Raw genomic sequence first — 20,003 nt, 5'->3', positions numbered from 1 at the left:
TGCCCAGCCGCTTGTCAGCGGGCCCGAACCGAAGTGTCGAGGAGGGCACACACGTCGGCCACCTCCGGTGCACCGCATGCGCGCAGCAAGCGGAGCGCCGCCTGCCACCGTAGCCGCGCACCAGCTTCATCCCCGAGTGCTTGCGCCGCTCGGCCCAGGCGCAGCAACGCGCGTCCCTCGCCGTACTGATCGTGGATCTCCCGCGTGATCGTCAGCGCTTGCTCGAGCACCGACGTGGCCTGCCAGGGTCGAGCCGCCTGCAGGTAGGTCTCCCCGAGTTCGCAGAGAAAGGCCACTTCCTTGTACCTCAGCCGCAGATCGCGCACCACCGCGAGGGCAGCTTCGTGAGCGACGATGGCGTCAGTGTGCCGCCCGGCGGATCTGTGAGTCTCCGCCAGATCGTCGAGGGCATCGGCCTCGCCCTGGCGATCGCCGATGTCGCGCAGGACAGAGATCGCTCTTGTGTCGCTGTCAAGGGCGGCTCTATGGTCTCCCCGGTCACGGTGAGCGGCGGCGAGGTTCATCAAGGCATAGGCCGCGGCGCGTGGATACGCTGCAGTCTCTGCCCGGTCCAGTGCGACCTCGTATCTCCGCACGGCCTCCGCCAGCTTGCCCATGCGATGGTGGATCACCCCGATGTTGATCTGCGCGCGGATCTCCCCCCTGATGTCCCTGCGCCTCCGATGCGCGTAGGCGCTCTCAAGGAGGTAGGGCAAGCTTCCGGTGTCATCGCCCTGGTGAAGGCGTAGATCCGCGAGCTGCGTGGTGAGCCGGGCGATGGCGGCGAAATCGGTGTGGGCGCGGGCCGCGTGCAGGGCGCGTACGGCGCCGGCCGCCCACTCTTCGAACTGGCCGTCCGCCCGGAACAGCCAGTAGAGCGCCGACACCAGCCTGCACGACAGAGGCCATGCTTCGGCTAGGTCGCCTCCCTGTCGCATGACTGCTAGAAGATTCTGCCGTTCGGTGCGAAACCAGCTGATCGCCTCCTCCGGCGTTGTGGGCTCCGGCAGGGCGACCTCGTCCATGGACGCCGGCGCGTCGCCCTCCGGTTGGATCAACTGGGCGACGTGCTGGGCGGCTGCGGCATACCAGCCCAACACCCGCGTCATCGCCAACCGCCGTTGCGGTTCCGGCTCTTCCTTCCTGGCGCGCTCCGCGGCGTACAGGCGAATGAGATCGTGCATGCGATAGCGGCCCGGTCCGGACTGAACGAGGAACTGCAGCCTGGTGAGCTGTGCCACGACATCCTCGGCTTCCTGCGCGGATGCGTCCACTACCCGGGCGATCACGCCGAGCGTCACCTCGTTGGCGTCGATCAGACCCAGCAGTCTGAACGCGCGCGCGGCAGCTCCATCCGCCTGCTCCCGCAGGAGCTGGTAACTCAGCCCAAAGCTGGCTCTGAGGGAGAGATCGGCGACCTCGAGTTCGGCCAGCCGCTGGTGCTGGTCGCGGAGGCGATCGGCGAAAACCGTGAGTGGCTGTCCAGCCAGGCAGGCGCGGGCGCCGGCGATACGGAGGGCCAGAGGTAGATGCCCGCAGTACCGAGCGACCTCTGCCGTATCGTCCGCCTCACGCGCGCTGGTGACGCGTGTGAGGAACGCGACGGATTCGGACTCGCTGAACACGCCGAGATTCACACGATGGGCGCCGGGGAGCGTGACCAGTGGATCCCGGCTGGTGACGAGGGTGGCGTTTTCGGGATCGCCCGGCAGCAGCGGCAGCACCTGGCGCACGTCGCGGGCGTTGTCCAGGAGGATGAGCAGTCGTCGGCCCGACACCAGTGTGCGGTACATCGCTGATCGCTCGGATTCCGAGCGTGGAAGATCCCTGTCGGCGACGCCGAAGGCCCGAAGGAAGCGGGCCAAGACTTCGATCGGGGGCATCGGGTTCGCCGTCGCACCCTGAAGATCGACATAGAGCAGCCCATCCGGATAGTCCCGGCGCATGAGGTGCGCCACGTGGACCGCCAGGGTCGTCTTTCCCACGCCTCCAGTACCAGTGATGACGCAAACGGGCGTAGCGGTCCCACGCCATTCGCCGAATTCGCCCATTACTCGCCGGATTTGCCCGACGTCCTGCGCCCGGCCGGTGAAGTCGGCGATGTCTGCCGGTAGTTGCACCGGAACTGTGACTATGCGTGGCTCATCGGTTACGGGAACACTCGCCAGGATGCGCTCGTACAGCTGGCGCAGCGCCGGGCCGGGCTCCGCGCCGAGTTCCTCGTCCAGGAGTAGCCGAGTCTCATGAAACACCTCGATGGCCGCACTCTGCCGGCCGTCGAGATAGAGCGCTGTCATGAGCTGTTCCCGGAAACGCTCCCGAAACGGGTGCTCGGTCACGAGGCGGGGTAGCCGCTCAAGCGGTTCGAGACGGCCGAGCTTGAGTTGGGCGTCGAAGCACTCCTCCAACACCGACAGGTGCACCTCCGCGAGGAGGGCGCGCTCCGTTTCCACGAAGGGCCCACCGAGTCCGCTGAGCGCCTCGCCGTGCCAGTGCTCCAACGCCTGGGTGAAGCAGGCAACCGCGGTATCGAGGTCGCCATGTGCCCGGGCGCGGCGAGCGGCGGCCACGCCCGCGCGGAATGCATCAAGATCGAGGTCATATGTCCCCGGTGCGAGCTGGTAGCCGGTCCGTCCCGATAAGATGATCTTTCTGGTCTTCTGGTCCAGCACCCGCCGCAAGCCGGAGACATAAGTGTGCACCGCGGCAGCGGCTCGTCTGGGCATCCGGTCGCCCCATACGGCGGTGATAATTTCGTCGCGGGTCACGGCGCGCTCCCGCCGGAGTAGCAGAACGGCGAGCACGCACCGCGGCTGAAAGGCGCCTAACTCGATCTCCTTCTCTCCTCTCCATGCCCGCACGGGGCCGAGGACGGAGAATCTGAGCACATTGTCGTCTGCCATGAAGCTCTCCTCGCGAGCCGTCGACGAGGTGGAACATCGGATGTCCAGTGCGGAAGATCATTAAGGCCAGTCTGGCACAAGCGCTTCACGTCAATTGCTCCGCAAACAGCCCACGCTGTCGGCCGCCTAGCGAACCCGAGGAGACGTTCCTCGCGCTCGGCCCGGCCGCCTTGGCCGCCTCGGACAACACCCGGCTGGCCGCCGGAGCGGCATCCCGGAACCGAACATGGCCACCGAACTGGCCGAGCGGGGCCGCACCCCCGTCCTGATCCTGGACGAAGCCCACCTCCTGGCCCCACGACCAGCTCGGCCACACGCTCCCAGCGCACCCATGTCCGCAACGCATACTGCGGGCGCCGCCGTTGTCGTCAGCGCTGTCGTCAGAACAACTAGAACAATGATCGCTTCGGAGGTATCTTGGCTGGTCAATGCTGGTGACTGACTGTCCCGGTCACTCTCGTCCCGATCGGCAGGGCTTGACGCGTCGCGGTCCAGGCATCGCGCACCCGTTTCCCGAATTCAGGACCCTCGTCGGGCCACACGTACTCAGACACACTCGGATCTTAGAAGTGCAGACTAGGGAAAGACCGAACGGCGACGTTGCCGCCAACACCACGAAAAGCGCCGATTTTCGAGCCGTATGTAGCAATCAGCCTGTTGGTAGGCCGTGACCAGGAGGTAGGGGCGGTACCTGTCAATTTGATCAAGGCAGTTGAGCTGGGCTAATTATGTGTCGACTTCTCTGTGGCGTCCTCGTTCTGTGTTTCGGTTTTGGGCTTGTTGATCCAGGCGGGGCCGGGCAGGGCGGGTGGGGTGGGAGTACCGCCGCTGGCGAACCGTTCGGGGTGCGTGGTTTGGGCGACGGCCAGGACGGCGGCACGTCGGTCGCGGACGGCGGCGGCGCGGCCGTAGTGCACGTCGACGGGATGGTGGTAGCCGATCCCGGAGTGATAGTGGTTGTGGTTGTACCAGGTGTAGAAGCTCTGGCAGAAGGCGCGGGCGTCCTGGATCGAGCCGAACCGGCCGGGGAAGTCCGGGCAGTACTTGAGGGTCTTGTAGCTGGCCTCGACGTGTGGGTTGTCGTTGGAGGTCTTGGGCCGGGAGTGGGACTTGGCCACGCCCAGGTCGATGAGGAGTTCGGCGACGGTCTTGGACTTCATCGAGCTGCCGCGGTCGGCGTGCAGGGTGAGGGTGCCTTCGTCGATGTGATGTTTGCGCGCGGTCTGGCCGATGAGGTGTTTGGCCAGGTCGGCGGACTCACGGGAGGCGATCATCCAGCCGACGACGTAGCGGCTGTAGATGTCGATGATCGTGTAGAGCGAGTACCAGACGCCCTTGTCCGGGCCGCGGAGCTTGGTGATGTCCCAGGCCCACACGCGGTTGGGGGCATCGGCGAACAGTTCGGGGATGGTCTTGGGCGGGTGGGTGGCCTGACGTCGCCGATCCCGGCCGACCTCGTCGTGCTGGCGCAGGATCCGGTACATCGTTGATTGCGAGGCCAGGTAGAGGCCCTCATCCAGCAGACAGAAGTACGCCGTCGCCGGGGAGGCGTCGGCGAAGCGCTCGTTCAGCACCGCGCGGACGTGGTCGTGCTCGGCCTGCGACAGTGCGGCCGGGTGCGGCTTTCGGGGCGTGACGGGTCGGACCGGGGCGGGGCTCTGGCGGTTCTTGCGATACCAGGTGGCCTGCGACACCCCGACCGCCGCGCATGCGTTGCGACGCCCGAGCAGCGGGGCCAGTTCGGTGATTGCCTCAGCCTGGGCCGTCTGGATGACCCTGGTCACTGCTCGCCCCGATCCGGCGGGGTCTCGCTGCTGGTGGCGAGCTGATCCAGCAACGCGAAGAGCTTTCCCTGCACCTCGATCACCTGGCGGGTCTTGCCGAGCTCGGCGCGTAGCCGCTCGACCTCCGCCTGCAGCGTGTCGATCTTCTTGTCTCGCGGGTCGGCCTTCGGGCGGCCGGCCGGGCGGGCCAGTGCCTCGGCGGCGCCGTGGTCCCGCGCGGTCCGCCAACTGGAGATCAGTGAGGAGTGCAGGCCTTCCCGGCGCATCAACGCGCCCTTGCCGGCCTTGTTCAGCCGGTCATACTCCTCCAGGATCCGGGCCTTATAGGCGGCGGTGTAGCGGCGAGCGCCGGCTCGCTCGCGTACGTGTGGGTCAGGGATCTCGGGATCCTGGTCACTTGCTCCCACGAAGGGATGTCTCCTTCCCCGGCCCTCAGCACAGAGTTTTGTACCTGTTTGCTACCTCTGTCTATTTTGGCAGGGAGGGGGGCGCCTGCGGTGCCTTCCGTGTAGGACTGGTGGCTGACGTTGCCGTCAGCGTTGCCGTCGACATTCAGCGGGGGACCACCTGAGCGCGGACGCCTGGAAGGTTATCGAATGCGGCCGAGGCGTCCATCGTGATCACTGTTCTCGCGGTGGCCGCGGCCGTCGCCGCAATCAGGAGATCGTACGCGCCACGAGACTTACCTTCTCGTCGGACATGCGCCATAAGACGAGCATGGACTCTGGCGACGTCTGTCGTGTACTCCTCGACTGGAATCAACGCCAGGACTTCATCCACGAAGGCCTGCCGATTGGGCCGGCGAGCCGCATCGGCCATTTCCACACCGACGAGCAGCTCCGCCACAGTGATCGCCGCGATCGCCACATCATCGGCGTCTTCGATCACCGCGTCCACAGACGCCTTGCCCCGTTCGGCTGCGATGAGCACACCCGTGTCCAGGATCAGGCGTCGGGCCACGTGCCCCTCATCTCGTCGTCGATCGCCTCGCGGGCCGCCGCCACATCAGCCTCGAAATTCGTGTCCAGCGTCCCCGCGCTCCTGGCCAGAAACGCCTTGACCATACGCCCTGGTGCGGTGGGTGCGGGGCCGATCACGGCGATTTGCTTCCCGCCACGAGTCACCACAATGGTCTCCCCGCGCTCCGCCTCGTCTAGGACGGTGGCGAAGCTCCGAGACGCTTCAGTGGCAGTCATCACCTTCATGGAATCAGATTATCTGATGTGGTCGGCTCCTGCGCGGTGAGTCGAAGCGTGCCCCTTGCTCTCATGAAGCTCACTGACTTCAGCCAAGAAGGGATCAAGCGGTCACATGGCGATGCATAGGTGCGGTCACCCGATGCGGGGCCCTCCATCGGGCCCGGCGTTGACCCCTTGGCTGCAGCCGGTGAGTAGCGGGCATCTCCCGCAAGAGGGCCGCCGCAGGCAGCGCAAGCCCCGCTTTCCCTCGCTGAACCGAGGCGGGATGCTGGGGTTCGCCGGCCGGACGGATGCTACTTCTCGTAGTGATAGCGGCAGGCGGCGATCATGATGGTGTCGTCGTTGACGCGGTAGACAATCCGACGAGCCGGTCGCGGATCCACATCGCCGGCGTTCCTGCAGGATTGGCCGCTCGCGTCGCACAGACCGTCTCCGTCGGGATCACTCACCCGATGTCGCTGCTTATTGACACCCGCATAGCTCTACAACCTCATTGGGACACGGCCGAGATCCCTATCGAGGAGGCCAAGGCTGACGTGCTGCTGGTGGCAGGAGGGGACGATGCGATGTGGCCGTCTCTTCCGTTCGCTGAGCGACTTGTCGTCCGTCGCCGCACTGCTGGTCGTACAGCTCGTCTGATCAGCCGGGCCGAAGCCGGCCATCGTCCGCGTCTTCCAGGGGAGGGTCCCGCATCGCCGCGCGGATCCGGCTTTCACGCCTGTGTGGTGAGCAGGGCATCGGCGAGGCCGGTGCGGGCGTAGAGCACCGAGCGGCCCGCTCGGTGGGTGCTGGTCAGGCCGGCGGCCCGCAGTGCGGTGAGGTGTTGGGACACGCCCGCCGCGGAAAGGCCCGACCGCTGGGCGAGCTCGGTGGTCGAGGCGGGTGAGTCCAGCTCGGCAAGGATCAGCGCGCGGGATCGGCCGATCACGGCGGCGAGGGCGTCCATGCGCTCATGTGTCCGACGCTCCCACAACGTACCGATCCCGCGCGCCGGGTAGGCCAGCTGAGGTGATTCCGAGACGACGGACCGGGTCAGCACTCGCGGCCAGGCGAAGACAGACGGCACCAAGAGCAGCCCGGCACCGGTCTCGATCCTGGTGATGGCGCAGTGCCGCTGAACCAGGTGGAGGCCCCCGCTGGCCCAACGCACCGTGTGGTGTAGCTCGTCGAGCGCCTGGGCCGTACCCTGCTCGGCCACCTGGCGGCCCCGGTGGAAGACGTCTGCCTCCAGCACCGAGCGGATCCTGGCCCAGTAAGGCGCTATCGCAAGCCGCCAGTAGTCCTCGATCTCCCCGACGATCCGAGGCAGGTAGGTCCAAGGGGTCCGGTGAAGGCTCCGCAGCCGGGAGGACAACCGGCCGTCGCGCTCGGCGGCCAGGCAGTCGAGGTCTCGCCGTACCTGCTCGGGGTCGGTGGCCTCGATGGCGGCCAACTCGTCGGAAAGGTCGGGGGATGCGGTCGCCGGCGCCGGGTTGAGAAAGTCGGGGAGGTGCCCGATGGGCGGAATCATGTCGGCCAGCCAACCGCGATCGAGACCCGCGGCTGCGAGCCGAGGGCGTACCTGGTCGGCCCATCCGCGATGTGGGTCCGGCACCGCAGCGGCCGCCAGCGCTCTGCAGCTGGTGACGACTTCCCACATAGGCGAGACGGCGAACCGGGTCTCGGCCAGATCGTTCACCGAGAAGGTCAGTCGCGCCTTCATACCGCCTCCGCTGCTTCCACGATTCGGTCCGAGCTTAATCAATGGACGCTCGCTTCCCCGCCCGGCAGCATCCCGTGAGCAGGTGCCCACGAGGCAGGGTGCCGGGAAGCAGAACAACGCGAAGGCGGTCACGCACATGTCTGTTGACATCTCCCCCTCCACTGATGCCGCGACCAAGAGGAAGGCCCGGCTGTTCCGCACCCTGAGCACCGAGTCCGTGCTGGTGCTGCCCAACGCCTGGGACGCCGCCAGTGCGACTGTGATCGCCGCAGCTGGCGCCACGGCGATTGCCACGACCAGCGGTGGCGTGTCGTGGTCCCTGGGCTGCGGGGACGGACAACGGCTAACCCGGGGCGAGATGGTGGAGGCCGCCCGGCGCATCGTGGACTCCGTCGACTTGCCGGTGACGGTCGACGTGGAGGGAGGGTACGGACCGGCCCCGGCGGATGTCGCCGCGACCGTGCGGGCGGTGATTGAGGCCGGTGCGGTGGGCGTCAATCTGGAAGACTCCACGGCCGCCGGTGGTCCTCTGTTCGACGTCGCCGAGCAGAGCGCCAGGCTGGGCGCCGCCAAGAACGCCGCAGCGGCGGCCGGTCTGCCGGAACTGTTCATCAACGCACGCACCGACATCTTCCTGTTCGCGATCGGGCCATCCGATGCCAGACTGGGCGAGGTGCTGGCGCGCACGGCGGCATACGCCAAGGCGGGAGCCGACAGCATCTTCGTCCCCGGCCTGCTCGATCTGGACGTGCTGAACACTCTCTGTGCCGAGTCGCCGCTGCCGGTCAACGCGATGGTCGTCGCCGGTGGACCGAGTGTCACCGAACTCGCGCAGGCCGGAGTGCGCAGGATCAGCCTGGGCACCGGGCTGGCCCAGGCCGCCTACACCGCAGCCCGCAGAGCCGCCGCGGAACTGCTCGGCACGGGAGGTCTCACGGCGCTGGACGGCTCACTAGACTTCAGCGAACTCGACGTCCTGTTCCGTCATTGATTGAGGCCAGGAGGACGGCTCTGCAGGCAACTGAGGACGGCATCCGGCACTATCGAGGGAACGATCCGGAAGAAGCCTTCACGACAGTTGCTGACGCCAGCCAAGAAGCAATCATGGAGATGATCTCGGCTGCCTGGCCCGTGCACGATCTGGACCTGCACGCAATGTTGGAACACAGAGGGCGGATAACGATGCGGGAGCGTCACAACCCACACAGTCGCTCCGGTGGGCAACTCTCTCCTTTGCGCCGTCAGCTGTCGGGTGCGTTCACACTCCATCTGGATGACCGTCCGCCGCGCCTATTGCCGTCACCGGACACGAAAACGCCCCGGAGCGATCTTCGCTTCGGGGCATCTTGGCTGTTCAAGACTAGTGGTCAGGGGCAGGGTCGAACTGCCGACCTTCCGCTTTTCAGGCGGACGCTCGTACCAACTGAGCTACCTGACCCAGAGCGGTCCTGACGGGACTTGAACCCGCGACCTCCACCTTGACAGGGTGGCGAGCACTCCAAACTGCTCTACAGGACCTTGCGTTTCTTGCTGTTTGCGCTCGCTTAGCTTACCAGCTCTTCGGTGGTCTTCGACCAGCCGTTTTCCGGTGCGCCAAACGCTCGCAGTGCCCCCAACGGGATTCGAACCCGTGCCGCCGCCTTGAAAGGGCGGTGTCCTAGGCCGCTAGACGATGGGGGCTCAGGATTCCCTGTCGCCTTCCGCTGGAGACCTCTGAAGCATAGGGGACGATTGCCCCTGATGCCAAAGTGGCGGACCGGCGGTCGGTGTTGCCGTGCCAGTGACCGGTCCCGTTGGCGACGGGGCGTTCGTTGGCTCTGGGGAAATCATACGTTGTGGGTCGGGCTCCATGTGACGCTGGATGTACACCGATTGCTCCCCGAGTCCGCCCAGCGTGATGTCGTCCCAGGCCTGCAGGCGCTTGGTCTGCTTGTCGAAGTACAGGACCGAGGCCTGAACCGGGGTGGGTTTGTCGTGTTCGAGGGCGCGCAGTCCCGCGCCGCCCGTGGAGCCCTGGATGAGCATGCGGGTGCCCGACGGGAGCATGGTCGTCTTGCGGTCGTGGGTGTGGCCGGTGAGGATCATGGGGGTCGCGCCGCTGAAGCCCTTGGCGATGTCCGGGTCGTGGACGGCGATCACGTCCGGCTTGTTGACGCGATTGAGGTGGGAACGGGCGAATTGCGCGAGTGTCGCTGGATCCGAGTCGACCTGGACCGACCTGTCCGGGGTGAAGCGGGGATCGCCCAGGCCGTAGATGGTCAGGCCGGCCACCGTTCGGGTCTGGTTGTCGAGGACCACGGCGTTCTTCTGGCTCGCGACGGCCTTCTGGGTGGTCATGGAGTCGTGGTTGCCGCGTACGTACACGTACGGGACGCCGAGGCGGCCGATCTCGTCGACGAACTTGTTCTCGGCCTTGGTGCCGTGGTCGGAAATGTCGCCCGAGTCGACGATCAGGTCCACGGCGAACTGGTCCTTGAGGGAGCGGATGACGTTCCAGGCGAGCGGATTGATGTGGATGTCGGCGACGTGGAGGACGCGGATGGTTTTGGGGTCGGCGTCGTACAGCGGGAGGGTGGAGACGGTGTCGTACAGCTTCGAGACGTTCGTGACGAGCTTGGTGAGCTGGGACCGGTACGACTCGAAGCGCGTCACGATCGACTCCGCGCTGCCCACGAGGGAGGGCGCGGCGGCGATCAGGCCCGAGTAGCGGGGCTCGACGAGCGAGTTCGGGCGGAAGGTGAGGGCGGCGAGCGCTCCCGTGCCGGCGAGCGCCACGGAGGCTGCCAGAAGCCCCAGAAGGGCCGTACGCGGGCGTCTGAAGACCATCAGGGCCGCGATCAGCGCCCCCGCCCCCGCGCACAGGAGCGAGCGGATGACGAGCGCGCGCACTCCGTCGACCAGGTCGCTCTCGATGAGCTGGGGGAGCCGGTCGGCCAGGCGCGGGTCCTCGAGGAATGCCCTGGCCCGCTCCTGGTCGACGTTCTCGAGCGTGATGCGGAGCCGCAGCGGCGCGTCGTGCGTACGGAACGTGAGCGTGCCGAGCGGGCTGGCATCCACGACGGTCTCGCCGTTCCAGGCCGGCCGCAATGACATGCCGGTCTCGACGGGACCCACCTGAGCTCGTACGGTGCCGCTGAGGAAGATGCCCAGCCAGGCGCCCACGGCTGCGACGAGCAGCACAGCAGCCACCCTCGCCGCGCGTGATCGGATTATTGCCGTTGACCTGTGGAGGAACTTCATACGGTTTCTTGCTCACCCGGGAGAAGAGGCAGAATGACAAGCGTGATCGAGGTAGCGCGGGACAAATTCGAGGAACTCGTGGCCGAGGCTTTGGACACGATCCCCCCCGACCTCACGCGTGTCATGAATAACGTCGTCGTCGTTGTCGTCGATGATCCGCCGGAGCCCCACCTGCTCGGCTTGTACACCGGTATCCCCCTCACCGAACGCGGCGACTGGTACTCAGGGGTCCTGCCCGACCGCATCGAGATCTACCGCAATCCGATCTGCCAGATTTGCGATACGGAGGAGGACGTGATCGACGAGGTCCGCATCACGGTCGTCCATGAGGTCGGGCATCACTTCGGGATCGACGACGCCCGGCTTCACGAGCTGGGCTGGTAACCCTTTGCTTTTGGTTGACCTCTTTGGGTTGCGGCTTGCCAAGTGATCGGGCACCTTAGGTGACATAGCGAACACCCTGAGTCAGGCACAGCGGAGTCCTATGGGGGCCATGCGGGCGCGCCGGCCGCCGGGACGGCATCGACGTGCGGAAGCACAGCAAGCCACATATCGGGAAGTCATCGCCATCAAGGAGTTCCGCGCGCTCTGGTATGGGCAGAGCCTGTCGCTCCTCGGCGACCAGCTCGCGCAGGTGGCGCTCGCGGTGCTCGTCTACGACCGCACCGGCTCGGCGCTGGCCACGGCGGCGGTTTACGCGCTGACGTACCTCCCGTCGATCGTCGGCGGGCCGCTGCTGGCGGGGCTGGCGGACCGGTTCGCGCGCCGGGGCGTCATGCTGACCTGTGATCTGATCAGGGCCGTGCTGGTGGCCGCGATGGCGGTGCCGGGCATGCCGTTCTGGGCTCTGTGCTCGCTGGTGTTCCTCGTGGTGCTGCTCAGCGCGCCGTTCTCGGCCGCGCGGGCGGCGCTGCTGCCCGAGGTGCTCCAAGGCGACACGTACGTCATCGGCTCGGCGTTGCAGAACATGACGAACCAGGCCGTCCAGATGCTCGGTTTCGCGGTGGGCGGAGCGTTGATCGCCACCATGGGCCCGTACCGCGCGCTGGCCCTCGACGCGGCGACCTTCCTCGGATCCGCGCTGATCCTGATGTCGGGCGTACGCCGCCGCCCGGCCGCGCACGGGGACGGCTCCAAGCCGTCCATGTGGACGATGACCAGGACCGGAGCCCGGCTCGTCTTCGGGTCGCCGAAGCTGCGGACGCTGGTGCTGTTCGCCTGGCTGTGCGGCTTTTATGTGCTCCCCGAGGGCATCGCGGCGCCGTACGCGGCGAAGCTCGCCACCGACACGCCGCTGCCGGTTCCCGTGATCACCGGGCTGCTGATGGCGGCGATGCCGACCGGGACGGTGGTGGGGGCGTTCCTTTTCGGCAGGTTCGTCGCGCCGCCGCGGCGCCTGCGGCTCATGGGCTGGATGGCCATGCTGAGTTGCGCGCCCCTGGTCGTGACGGCGCTGCGCCCGCCGCTGGCCGTGGTGCTGGCGGCGTGGGTTCTGTCGGGGATCGGCGGGGCTTACCAGCTCGCCGCGAATGCGGCCTTCGTTCAGTGCGTGCCGGCCGAACGTCGCGCGCAGGCGTTCGGCCTCGTGCAGTCGGGGCTGATGGCCGTACAGGGGATCGGGATCCTGGTGGGCGGGTTCGCGGCGGAGAGACTCGGTCCGGAGCCGGTGGTCGCGTTGTCCGGGATCACAGGGGTGACCTGCGCGGCCGTGCTCGCCATGATCTGGACCGAGTCTCGGGGTGACAAGGCCGCCCGGGTGCGGGCCCGGGCCACCGCCTGATCACGGCTGAGGCTTGTGCTCGCCGCTCCAGTCCGTCGGCGTACTGCTGCGGTCCTGCTGCTTGCTGATCAGGTCCTGGACGATCGAGGTGTCGCTGCTCTCGTCGGGCATGAGGAGCCAGCCGATCGCGTACACGCCGATGCCCAGACCGCCGAACAGCGTCGCGATCGCCAGCGCGATCCGCACCAGGTTCGCGTCGATCCCGACGTACTCGCCGATGCCGGAGCTGACGCCCGCGACGATCCTGCCTTTGTGGGTCCGACGAAGTTTCTTGACGTTGTATTCGCTCATGCCTCAAGACTGCCCTGGCGCCCGGTATTCGCACATCAGGATTCCCCCTGGTAGAACCCTGGTAGCCCCTTATTTGACGAAGGGATCCACGATGGACGACCTGCTGCGCCTGGACGACCGCCTCAACGCCGACCAGCGACTGATCCGCGACACGGTCAGATCCTTCGTCTCCGACCGCATCCTCCCGCATGTGGGGGATTGGTTCGAGGAGGCCACCTTCCCGGCGCGTGAGCTCGCGCCCGCGCTGGGCTCGCTCGGCCTGCTCGGGATGCACCTGGAGGGGTACGGCTGCGCCGGGACGGACGCGATCTCGTACGGGGTCGCGTGCCGCGAGCTGGAGGCGGGCGATTCCGGGCTGCGTTCGTTCGTGTCCGTCCAGGGTTCGCTGGCCATGTTCCCGATCTGGCGGTATGGCTCGGATGAGCAGAAGGAGGAGTGGCTGCCCCGGATGTCCGCCGGCGAGGCGATCGGCTGCTTCGGCCTGACGGAGCCGGATCACGGGTCCGATCCCGCTGGCATGCGGACTTATGCCAAGAAAGATGGATCCGACTGGATCCTCAACGGCGCCAAAATGTGGATCACCAATGGCTCGATCGCCGACGTGGCCGTCGTCTGGGCGCAGACCGACGAGGGCATCCGCGGCTTCGTCGTACCCACCTCCACGCCCGGCTTCTCCGCCCCTGAGATCCGCAAGAAGCTGTCCCTTAGGGCTTCCATCACCTCCTCCCTCTATTTCGACGACGTACGCCTACCTGCGTCCGCTGTGCTCCCTGGGGTCGTCGGCCTGAAGGGTCCGCTGTCGTGCCTGTCGGAGGCCCGCTTCGGCATCATCTGGGGCGTCGTGGGCGCCGCCCGCGCGTGCCTGGAGGCCGCCGTCGAATACGCGAAGAGGCGCGTGCAGTTCGACAAGCCGATCGGCGCCTTCCAGCTGACGCAGGAGAAGCTGGCCTGGATGTACGTCGGCGCGGCCCAGGCCGGCCTCACCGCGCTGCACCTGGGGGAGCTGAAGGACGCGGGGCGGCTGGAGCCCCGGCAGATCAGCTTCGGCAAACTGGCCAACGTACGCGCTGCGCTGGACATCGCCCGCCAGGCGCGTTCCATCTTGGGCGGGAACGGGATCACACTGGAATACCCGGTCATCAGGCACATGAACAACCTCGAAAGCGTCCTGACCTACGAGGGAACCCAGGAAATCCACACGCTCGTGCTCGGCGAGGCGCTCACCGGGATCGCCGCCTATCGTTGATCTGGTCGAGGTGCCCACACCCCGGGCGGCCCGTACCTTCGCGTCCCCACCCCCGGCCCGATCCACCTGGGCCTCCGCGCGGAAAAGGTCTCCATCAGCACCTCGCCCGGCGGCCTACGGGGCCAGGTCGTGGTCGTCGAGCACTTGGGCACCGAACCGTCGTGGCCTTCACCTTGGGCGATTCCCTGAGACCTCCACTACGCCCGCATGTCAGGGGATGTCTTTCTTGATCCAGGGGCCTACTGCCGGGTGGACCTGGATCTGAGCGCCGTGTCCTGGTTCGACCAGGAAACCGGGGGGCGCCTCGATCCGTTAGTGTGAGGGACGAGAACCGCGTCGCGTACTGGACGGTAATCTCTGTACCCTTGCTGTACATGGGGGCGTTAGCTCAATTGGCAGAGCTGCGGACTTTTAATCCGTAGGTTCCGGGTTCGAGCCCCGGGCGCCCTACCAGGCAAACCACCTCCTCTCGATCTTGTTGGATGGGGTCGTACAGCCAGCTTTTACAGCCAAGAGGGCCGGAATCCCGCTGGTGGGAGTCCGGCCCTTGGTCGTGCTGAAGGTCATCCGAAGAGCTGCTTGGCGACCGCGTCGACCGCCGCCCGTTCGATGTCGGGAAGCACATGGGCGTACGTGTTCATGGTCAGCGCGTTCTGGCTGTGGCCGAGCGTCTTCATGACTGTTCGAGGTGAGGCACCGCAGGCCAGACCTATAGACCTCGGATCCCTTGCCGATGCGGTTTCGGCCGCCAAGCGAAACTACGCCACGCCGACCGTGGTACCCGCCGCACCGATAATCCGTAGGTTCCGGGTTCAAGTCCCGGGTGCCCTACCATTCCTCAGCCTTTTGACCAGGGGGTTTGCCTCTCTCCCGGAATCCGCGGGGCCGCCTGATCATCCGATTCCAGCGCCATCATCGCCGTCATCAACGGTGAGCCCGAGGCCATCCGCTTTGCCCACGCCATCGCCGCAGCCGTGTGTCGTATTTCGGCTGTCAACTACGTCGAAGCGGCCATCGTGGCCGACAACCGAGGCGAGACCATGCGTAACGCCTTGGACACGCTCGTCAACGAGATGGGTCTCGTCGTCGAGCCCGTATCCCGAAGATGATCGCAGGGGTCCTCGGCATGCTCCCAGAGGCCGAACTGGGCGGCGTCGAGTTGGTCGGTCTGTAGCCGGATATACAAGGGACGGGAAGCTGCCCCGCCTAGGGATCCGTCACCGGAGAAAGTACCCTTGGCTGGTGTTCTCGCCTCAAGGCCCGTCGCTGCGTGAACTGGTGGTCCAGGCGCTGTCCTCGGTCGAGCGCGGCTACGACCTGCTTGCCCCGAAGTTCGAGCACACGCCTTTTCGCACCCCCGATAGCGTTCTTGACGCGACCGCCGACGCTCTGCGTCCGCTCGGGCCGTTCGGGCAGGGACTGGACGTGTGCTGCGGCACCGGCGCGGGCATGCGGATGCTCAAACCCCTGTGCCAGGGACGGATCACGGGCGTCGACTTCAGCACCGGCATGCTCGCGCAGGCGCGCCGAGCACACCCGGACGCCGAGTGGGTACAGGCCGACGTTCTAGCCCTGCCCTTTGCCGAGGGCTTCGACCTCGCGGTCAGCTTCGGCGCGCTCGGGCACTTCCTGCCTGCCGAACGGCCCACGCTCTTCGCCGGGGTGTACCGCGCGTTACGGCCTGGCGGGCTCTTCGCCTTCCCGATCGGCGCGCCGCCGCCCATCACGTCGGGCTGGTACTGGGCGCTGCTCGGATTCGACCTGGCCATGCAGGTACGGAATGCCGTCTGGCGTCCCCCCTTCGTCATGTACTACGGCACTTGCCCGCTGCACGCGGTCCGCACCGACCTGATAGCGGCCGGATTCAGCGTGACGACAGTCCCCTTGACGGCCCTGGGCCGACGCGAAGACGGCAGCCCGCGGTGCCGGCTTGTCCTCGCGCGCAGGACTTAGATCTAAGCCGATAGCCGCAACGAGCGTTCCGTTTTCGCCATCGTCCTCTGTCAGATTGTCGAGGGCGGTCGGTTCCTCGCGTAACGCCCGAGCTCAAACACTGCGAAGGACCGAGACCACGATGCCCAGCACCACGGCGCCGTCGCCGTCGATGATGTCGTAGACGGGATTGCGCGGTTCGAGGAAGACGTGCCCATTGCGCCGGCGAAACACCTTGACGGTGGCCTCACCGTCGATCATCGCGGCGACGATCTGGCCCGAGTACGCCTCGGGCTGCTGCCGTACCACGACGATGTCGCCGTCGCAGATCGCCGCGTCGATCATTGAGTCGCCCCGTACCCGGAGGCCGAACACATTGCCGCGCCCGGTGAGGTCGCGGGGCAGGGTCAGCGTGCCGTCCACGTGCTCGTCGGCCGGGATGGGAATGCCCGCGGCGATGTCCCCGACCACGGGCACGGTCACCACGTCGCCGGCCGGTTCCGGCGCCGAGGCTCGCAGGAACTGACGCACATCGATCGGCCGGGTCACCGACGTGCCCCGGCGGAGGAAACCCTTCTCCTCCAGGTTCTTGAGGTGTTTCGCCACCGATGAGGACGACCGGAGCCCGACCGCACGGCCGATCTCGCGTGTGCTCGGCGGATACCCGTACCTGACCACCCAGTCCCGGATCGTGGCCAGGATGCGCTGCTGGCGCTGCGGCAGAGCGGAGAAGTCCAGATACTCGAACGCGTCAGGATCGCCGTAGGTGGTCACGTGCGACATGCTAAAGGTCGGCCGGTGCAGGCCGCTGATGAGAACTGGCCGCGAACGCTGCCCGCGCTCCGCTGGACGGCCACAAAACGATCATCTTTCCGCGATAGGCCCCACGAGCATCGGGCGGCCGAGCATGTCCGGCGTGAACGGCACCCCGGTGACCTTCGCCGCCAGGGCGAAGCCCCTTGGCACGGCGGTGTCGTAGTTGTCCTCCCACGCGGCCGCGTCCTCCGGCTTGTCCAGCCCCATGCCCAGCTCCAGCATGAAGGCGTTGAGCCGGTCAGGGTCGGAGCCGGGATCCTCGCCGCGGCTGAAGCGGCGCACCACCTCCGTGGGGTCGAGCCCGCGGAAGAAGGCCACGCTGAAGATCACGCCCAGTGGGCCGCCGCCCTCGCTCTCGGACACGTTGAGCCACCGGAACGGGGCCAAGGGATCGGTTGTCGTCCTGGGGGACATGGTGGCGGGCCGCACCGACAATCAGCCGAGCTCGGCCGCCACCGACTGAGAGCTAGGCGGGCTGGTGCGGCGGATCCGGCGCTGCTACTGTCAATAGCGGAGCGCCGGGAAGCCTGGTCGGCAACGTCTTATCGGACCGGCTAGGGAGGTGCCCATGGCGGGCAACCCCGCGGTGCTCATCAGCGGACTCACCAAGACTTTCGGCCCCGTGCGGGCTCTGGACGGGCTCGACCTGACCGTCGACGCCGGCGAGGTCCACGGGTTCCTCGGTCCCAACGGGGCCGGCAAAACCACGACGCTGCGCATCCTGCTCGGGCTGCTGCGCGCCGATGGAGGGCATACCGAACTGCTGGGCGCCAACCCCTGGCGCGACGCGGTGGAGCTGCACCGGCGTCTGGCCTACGTGCCGGGCGATGTGGTGCTGTGGCCGACGCTGTCCGGCGGCGAGGCCATCGACCTGCTCGGACGGTTGCGCGGCGGCCTCGACGCGGGCCGCAAGAAGGCGCTGCTGGAACGCTTCGATCTCGACCCGACGAAGAAGGGCCGAGCCTATTCCAAGGGCAACCGGCAGAAGGTCGCGTTGATCGCGGCGCTGTCGTCGAACGTGGAACTGCTGCTGCTCGACGAGCCGACCTCCGGTCTGGACCCGCTGATGGAGGCCATCTTCCGCGAGTGCGTCAACGAGGAGCGGGGCAACGGCAGGACCGTCCTGCTGTCGAGTCACATCCTGTCCGAGGTAGAGGCGCTGTGCGACCAGGTCACCATCATCCGCGACGGCCGGGCCGTGGAGAGCGGGACGTTGGCCCAGCTGCGCCACCTGACCCGCACCTCGGTCACCGCCGACCTCGAGCGGGTCCCTGAGCTGCCGGGCGTGCACGGGTTGACCGCCAACGGCTCCCGCGTGAGCTTCGAAGTCGACGCCGAACGGCTGGGCGAGACGTTACGCCTGCTCACCGAAGCGGGCGTACACGGGCTCACCTGCCGGCCGCCCACCCTCGAAGAGCTGTTCCTGCGCCACTACCAGAGCACGCCATGACCGGGACCCTCCAGCTGGTGCGGCTGGCACTGCGCCGGGACCGGCTGCTGCTGCCAGTGTGGATCATCGTCATCACGGGAGCCGTGGCCGGCACGGCCTCAGCCATCGCCGAGCTCTATCCAGGGATGGAGCAGCGGGTGGCGCTGGGCGTCACGATCGGCTCCGCGCCCGCGCTGCAGGCGCTCACCGGCCCGGTGTTCGACCCCGCCTCGATCGGCGGGCTGACCGCCTGGCGGGCCACCACCGTGGCCACCGTCCTGGCCGCGATGGTGAGCGTCCTGGTGGTCACCCGGCACACCCGCGCGGAGGAGGAGAGCGGGCGGGCTGAGCTGATCGGGTCATGCGCGGTCGGCCGCCACGCCGTCGGCTCGGCCGCCGTCCTCGTGGCAGGTGGAGCGAACCTGCTCATCGCCCTGCTGCTCTCCGTCGCTCTGGCTGGACAGGGATTGCCGGTTGCAGGCTCGCTGGCCTTCGGGCTGGCCGTGGCCGGGGTGGGGTGGGCGTTCACCGGGGTGGCCGTGGTGGCGGCGCAGCTGACCGAGCACGCCCGCACCGCCAATGGGCTGAGCTTCGCGGCGCTGGGGCTGGCCTTTCTGCTACGGGCCGCGGGTGACGCGGCCGGAGTCGAGGCGCTGTCGTGGCTGTCGCCGCTGGGCTGGGCACAGCGCGTACGGGCTTTTGCCGGCGAACGCTGGTGGGTCATAGGGCTGTTCGCGCTGACCGGGCTGGCGCTCGTCGGGCTGGCCGTGTTGCTGGCCAGACGGCGTGACCTGGGCGCCGGGCTGCTGCAGCCGCGGATGGGGCCGGCCGATGCCGGACGGCACCTGTCCAGCCCCCTGATGCTGGCGTGGCGTCTTCAACGGGGTGCGCTGCTCGGCTGGTCGGCGGGGTTCGCCATCGGCGGGGCGATGCTCGGTGCGCTGGCCGACAGCGTGAGCGACGTCGTCGGCGACAATCCGCAGCTCGCCGCGATCCTGGCCAGGATGGGCGGAGCGGGCGCGCTCGTCGATACCTTCCTCGCCGCGGAGATCGGACTGCTCGGACTGGTCGCCGGCGGCTACGCCGTCCAGGCCACACTGCGGCTGCAGGGCGAGGAGTCGGCTCTGCGCGCCGAGGCGGTGCTGGCCACAGCCGTCTCGCGCGTGCGATGGACACTCAGCCACCTCCTCCTGGCCTTGGGCGGCACCGCGGCGGTCATGACCGCGGGCGGGCTGGCGGCGGGGATCGCCCACGGCATCCGCTCCGGCGATCCCGGCGGGCAGTTCGTACGGCTGGTGGCAGCCGCCTGGGTCCAGGTTCCCGCGGCGTGGGTGCTCGCCGGGATCGCGATGCTGCTGGTCGGCATGGCGCCGAGGCTGACCGCGCTGGCCTGGGCCGCCCTCGTGGGCTTCGCCCTGCTCGGCCAGCTCGGCGAGGTGCTGCGGCTGGAGGATTGGCTGCAGGGCCTGTCACCCTATGCGCACCTGCCGCAGGTGCCTGGCGGTGACGTGAGCGCGTTCCCGCTCATCTGGCTCACTGCCGTGGCCGCGCTGCTCACCGTGGCCGGCATCGGCGCCTTCCGGCGGCGAGATCTGGCGGGCAACTGACCCCGGCCTGACCACGTGCGTCCGGCATGGGCTTGCTGAGCGGTACGAGGACGAGGCCGACCGCCGCGTTCGCA

General features: G+C 67.6%; 20 protein-coding genes and 4 tRNA genes. 10 read left to right on the top strand and 14 right to left on the bottom strand.

The window, feature by feature from the left end; genetic code table 11:
- Positions 1 to 14: 14 nt before the first annotated feature.
- The 5 genes from ACTMTI_RS38290 to ACTMTI_RS38270 form a co-directional block, all read right to left on the bottom strand.
- Positions 15 to 2,903 carry an AfsR/SARP family transcriptional regulator gene (locus ACTMTI_RS38290; protein ID WP_441125593.1) on the bottom strand — a complete coding sequence of 963 codons (2,889 nt, stop codon included), beginning with the start codon at positions 2,901 to 2,903 and terminating at the stop codon, positions 15 to 17.
- Between the two features lie 722 nt (positions 2,904 to 3,625).
- A protein-coding gene (locus ACTMTI_RS38285) for an IS3 family transposase (RefSeq protein WP_441125592.1) occupies positions 3,626 to 5,094 on the bottom strand; the annotation gives its coding sequence in 2 pieces (ribosomal slippage) (positions 3,626 to 4,755 and positions 4,755 to 5,094; 1,470 coding nt in all).
- Positions 5,095 to 5,239: 145 nt separating this feature from the next.
- Positions 5,240 to 5,647 (bottom strand): PIN domain-containing protein, encoded by a 408-nt coding sequence (locus tag ACTMTI_RS38280; protein WP_441125591.1) that lies wholly within the window; start codon positions 5,645 to 5,647, stop codon positions 5,240 to 5,242.
- Positions 5,632 to 5,883, bottom strand: coding sequence for a type II toxin-antitoxin system Phd/YefM family antitoxin (locus tag ACTMTI_RS38275; RefSeq protein ID WP_441125590.1), 252 nt, complete (start codon positions 5,881 to 5,883; stop codon positions 5,632 to 5,634). Before ACTMTI_RS38275 ends, ACTMTI_RS38280 begins: the two co-directional genes overlap by 16 nt.
- A 296-nt stretch (positions 5,884 to 6,179) precedes the next feature.
- Entirely contained in the window at positions 6,180 to 6,335 is a 156-nt protein-coding gene (locus ACTMTI_RS38270) for a hypothetical protein (protein WP_441125643.1), read from the bottom strand.
- A 3-nt stretch (positions 6,336 to 6,338) separates the two neighbouring features.
- Here ACTMTI_RS38270 and ACTMTI_RS38265 point away from each other — a divergent pair, with 3 nt between their 5' ends.
- A complete protein-coding gene (locus ACTMTI_RS38265; protein WP_441125641.1) occupies positions 6,339 to 6,647 on the top strand; it encodes an acyl-CoA thioester hydrolase/BAAT C-terminal domain-containing protein in 309 nt (102 codons plus the stop codon).
- Here the strand turns inward: ACTMTI_RS38265 and ACTMTI_RS38260 are convergent.
- Entirely contained in the window at positions 6,599 to 7,588 is a 990-nt protein-coding gene (locus ACTMTI_RS38260; RefSeq protein WP_441125589.1) for a DUF5937 family protein, read from the bottom strand. The genes ACTMTI_RS38265 and ACTMTI_RS38260 overlap by 49 nt on opposite strands.
- A 136-nt stretch (positions 7,589 to 7,724) precedes the next feature.
- On the opposite strand from ACTMTI_RS38260, the gene ACTMTI_RS38255 reads away from it, so the two are divergent.
- Positions 7,725 to 8,579, top strand: a complete 855-nt coding sequence (locus tag ACTMTI_RS38255; RefSeq protein WP_441125588.1) for an isocitrate lyase/PEP mutase family protein — start codon at positions 7,725 to 7,727, stop codon at positions 8,577 to 8,579.
- Positions 8,580 to 8,952: 373 nt separating this feature from the next.
- Here ACTMTI_RS38255 and ACTMTI_RS38250 read toward each other — a convergent pair.
- The 4 genes from ACTMTI_RS38250 to ACTMTI_RS38235 all read right to left on the bottom strand — a co-directional run bounded on the left by ACTMTI_RS38250 (position 8,953) and on the right by ACTMTI_RS38235 (position 10,768).
- Positions 8,953 to 9,026 (bottom strand) — tRNA-Phe (locus ACTMTI_RS38250).
- A 5-nt stretch (positions 9,027 to 9,031) separates the two neighbouring features.
- Positions 9,032 to 9,106: transfer RNA gene (locus ACTMTI_RS38245), tRNA-Asp, on the bottom strand.
- Between the two features lie 89 nt (positions 9,107 to 9,195).
- Positions 9,196 to 9,268 (bottom strand) — tRNA-Glu (locus ACTMTI_RS38240).
- Positions 9,269 to 10,768 (bottom strand): metallophosphoesterase family protein, encoded by a 1,500-nt coding sequence (locus tag ACTMTI_RS38235; protein WP_441125587.1) that lies wholly within the window; start codon positions 10,766 to 10,768, stop codon positions 9,269 to 9,271.
- A 93-nt stretch (positions 10,769 to 10,861) separates the two neighbouring features.
- Between ACTMTI_RS38235 and ACTMTI_RS38230 the strand changes: the two genes are divergently transcribed.
- Entirely contained in the window at positions 10,862 to 11,212 is a 351-nt protein-coding gene (locus ACTMTI_RS38230) for a metallopeptidase family protein (protein WP_441125586.1), read from the top strand.
- A gap of 109 nt (positions 11,213 to 11,321) precedes the next feature.
- The gene (locus tag ACTMTI_RS38225; RefSeq protein WP_441125585.1) at positions 11,322 to 12,608 is read left to right on the top strand and encodes an MFS transporter; all 1,287 of its coding nucleotides are present in this window, start codon (positions 11,322 to 11,324) and stop codon (positions 12,606 to 12,608) included.
- Here the strand turns inward: ACTMTI_RS38225 and ACTMTI_RS38220 are convergent, their stop codons facing one another.
- The gene (locus ACTMTI_RS38220) at positions 12,609 to 12,899 is read right to left on the bottom strand and encodes a PspC domain-containing protein (RefSeq protein WP_441125584.1); all 291 of its coding nucleotides are present in this window, start codon (positions 12,897 to 12,899) and stop codon (positions 12,609 to 12,611) included.
- 91 nt (positions 12,900 to 12,990) lie between these two features.
- Here ACTMTI_RS38220 and ACTMTI_RS38215 point away from each other — a divergent pair, with 91 nt between their 5' ends.
- Entirely contained in the window at positions 12,991 to 14,145 is a 1,155-nt protein-coding gene (locus ACTMTI_RS38215) for an acyl-CoA dehydrogenase family protein (RefSeq protein WP_441125583.1), read from the top strand.
- 377 nt (positions 14,146 to 14,522) lie between these two features.
- Positions 14,523 to 14,598: transfer RNA gene (locus ACTMTI_RS38210), tRNA-Lys, on the top strand.
- A gap of 110 nt (positions 14,599 to 14,708) precedes the next feature.
- Here the strand turns inward: ACTMTI_RS38210 and ACTMTI_RS38205 are convergent.
- Positions 14,709 to 14,822 carry an integrase gene (locus ACTMTI_RS38205; protein WP_441125582.1) on the bottom strand — a complete coding sequence of 38 codons (114 nt, stop codon included), beginning with the start codon at positions 14,820 to 14,822 and terminating at the stop codon, positions 14,709 to 14,711.
- A 234-nt stretch (positions 14,823 to 15,056) separates the two neighbouring features.
- Between ACTMTI_RS38205 and ACTMTI_RS38200 the strand changes: the two genes are divergently transcribed.
- Both ACTMTI_RS38200 and ACTMTI_RS38195 read left to right on the top strand, forming a co-directional pair.
- Positions 15,057 to 15,254, top strand: coding sequence for a type II toxin-antitoxin system VapC family toxin (locus tag ACTMTI_RS38200; RefSeq protein ID WP_441125640.1), 198 nt, complete (start codon positions 15,057 to 15,059; stop codon positions 15,252 to 15,254).
- 133 nt (positions 15,255 to 15,387) lie between these two features.
- Positions 15,388 to 16,098 carry a class I SAM-dependent methyltransferase gene (locus ACTMTI_RS38195; RefSeq protein ID WP_441125581.1) on the top strand — a complete coding sequence of 237 codons (711 nt, stop codon included), beginning with the start codon at positions 15,388 to 15,390 and terminating at the stop codon, positions 16,096 to 16,098.
- Between the two features lie 93 nt (positions 16,099 to 16,191).
- Here the strand turns inward: ACTMTI_RS38195 and lexA are convergent, their stop codons facing one another.
- Together lexA and ACTMTI_RS38185 are read right to left on the bottom strand one after the other, a co-directional pair.
- Complete coding sequence (gene lexA / locus ACTMTI_RS38190; protein WP_441125580.1) at positions 16,192 to 16,860, bottom strand: transcriptional repressor LexA; 669 nt, start codon at positions 16,858 to 16,860, stop codon at positions 16,192 to 16,194.
- An 81-nt stretch (positions 16,861 to 16,941) separates the two neighbouring features.
- Positions 16,942 to 17,256, bottom strand: a complete 315-nt coding sequence (locus tag ACTMTI_RS38185; protein WP_441125579.1) for a DUF6461 domain-containing protein — start codon at positions 17,254 to 17,256, stop codon at positions 16,942 to 16,944.
- Positions 17,257 to 17,461: 205 nt separating this feature from the next.
- On the opposite strand from ACTMTI_RS38185, the gene ACTMTI_RS38180 reads away from it, so the two are divergent.
- The gene (locus ACTMTI_RS38180) at positions 17,462 to 18,343 is read left to right on the top strand and encodes an ATP-binding cassette domain-containing protein (protein WP_441125578.1); all 882 of its coding nucleotides are present in this window, start codon (positions 17,462 to 17,464) and stop codon (positions 18,341 to 18,343) included.
- Positions 18,340 to 19,929 carry an ABC transporter permease gene (locus ACTMTI_RS38175; protein ID WP_441125577.1) on the top strand — a complete coding sequence of 530 codons (1,590 nt, stop codon included), beginning with the start codon at positions 18,340 to 18,342 and terminating at the stop codon, positions 19,927 to 19,929. The genes ACTMTI_RS38180 and ACTMTI_RS38175 overlap by 4 nt, the downstream gene beginning before the upstream one ends.
- Positions 19,930 to 20,003 lie beyond the last annotated feature (74 nt).

The sequence above is a fragment of the Nonomuraea sp. H19 genome (assembly GCF_052068215.1).
Taxonomy (GTDB): Bacteria; Actinomycetota; Actinomycetes; order Streptosporangiales; family Streptosporangiaceae; genus Nonomuraea.
This window is presented reverse-complemented; position numbering and strand designations above follow the sequence as displayed.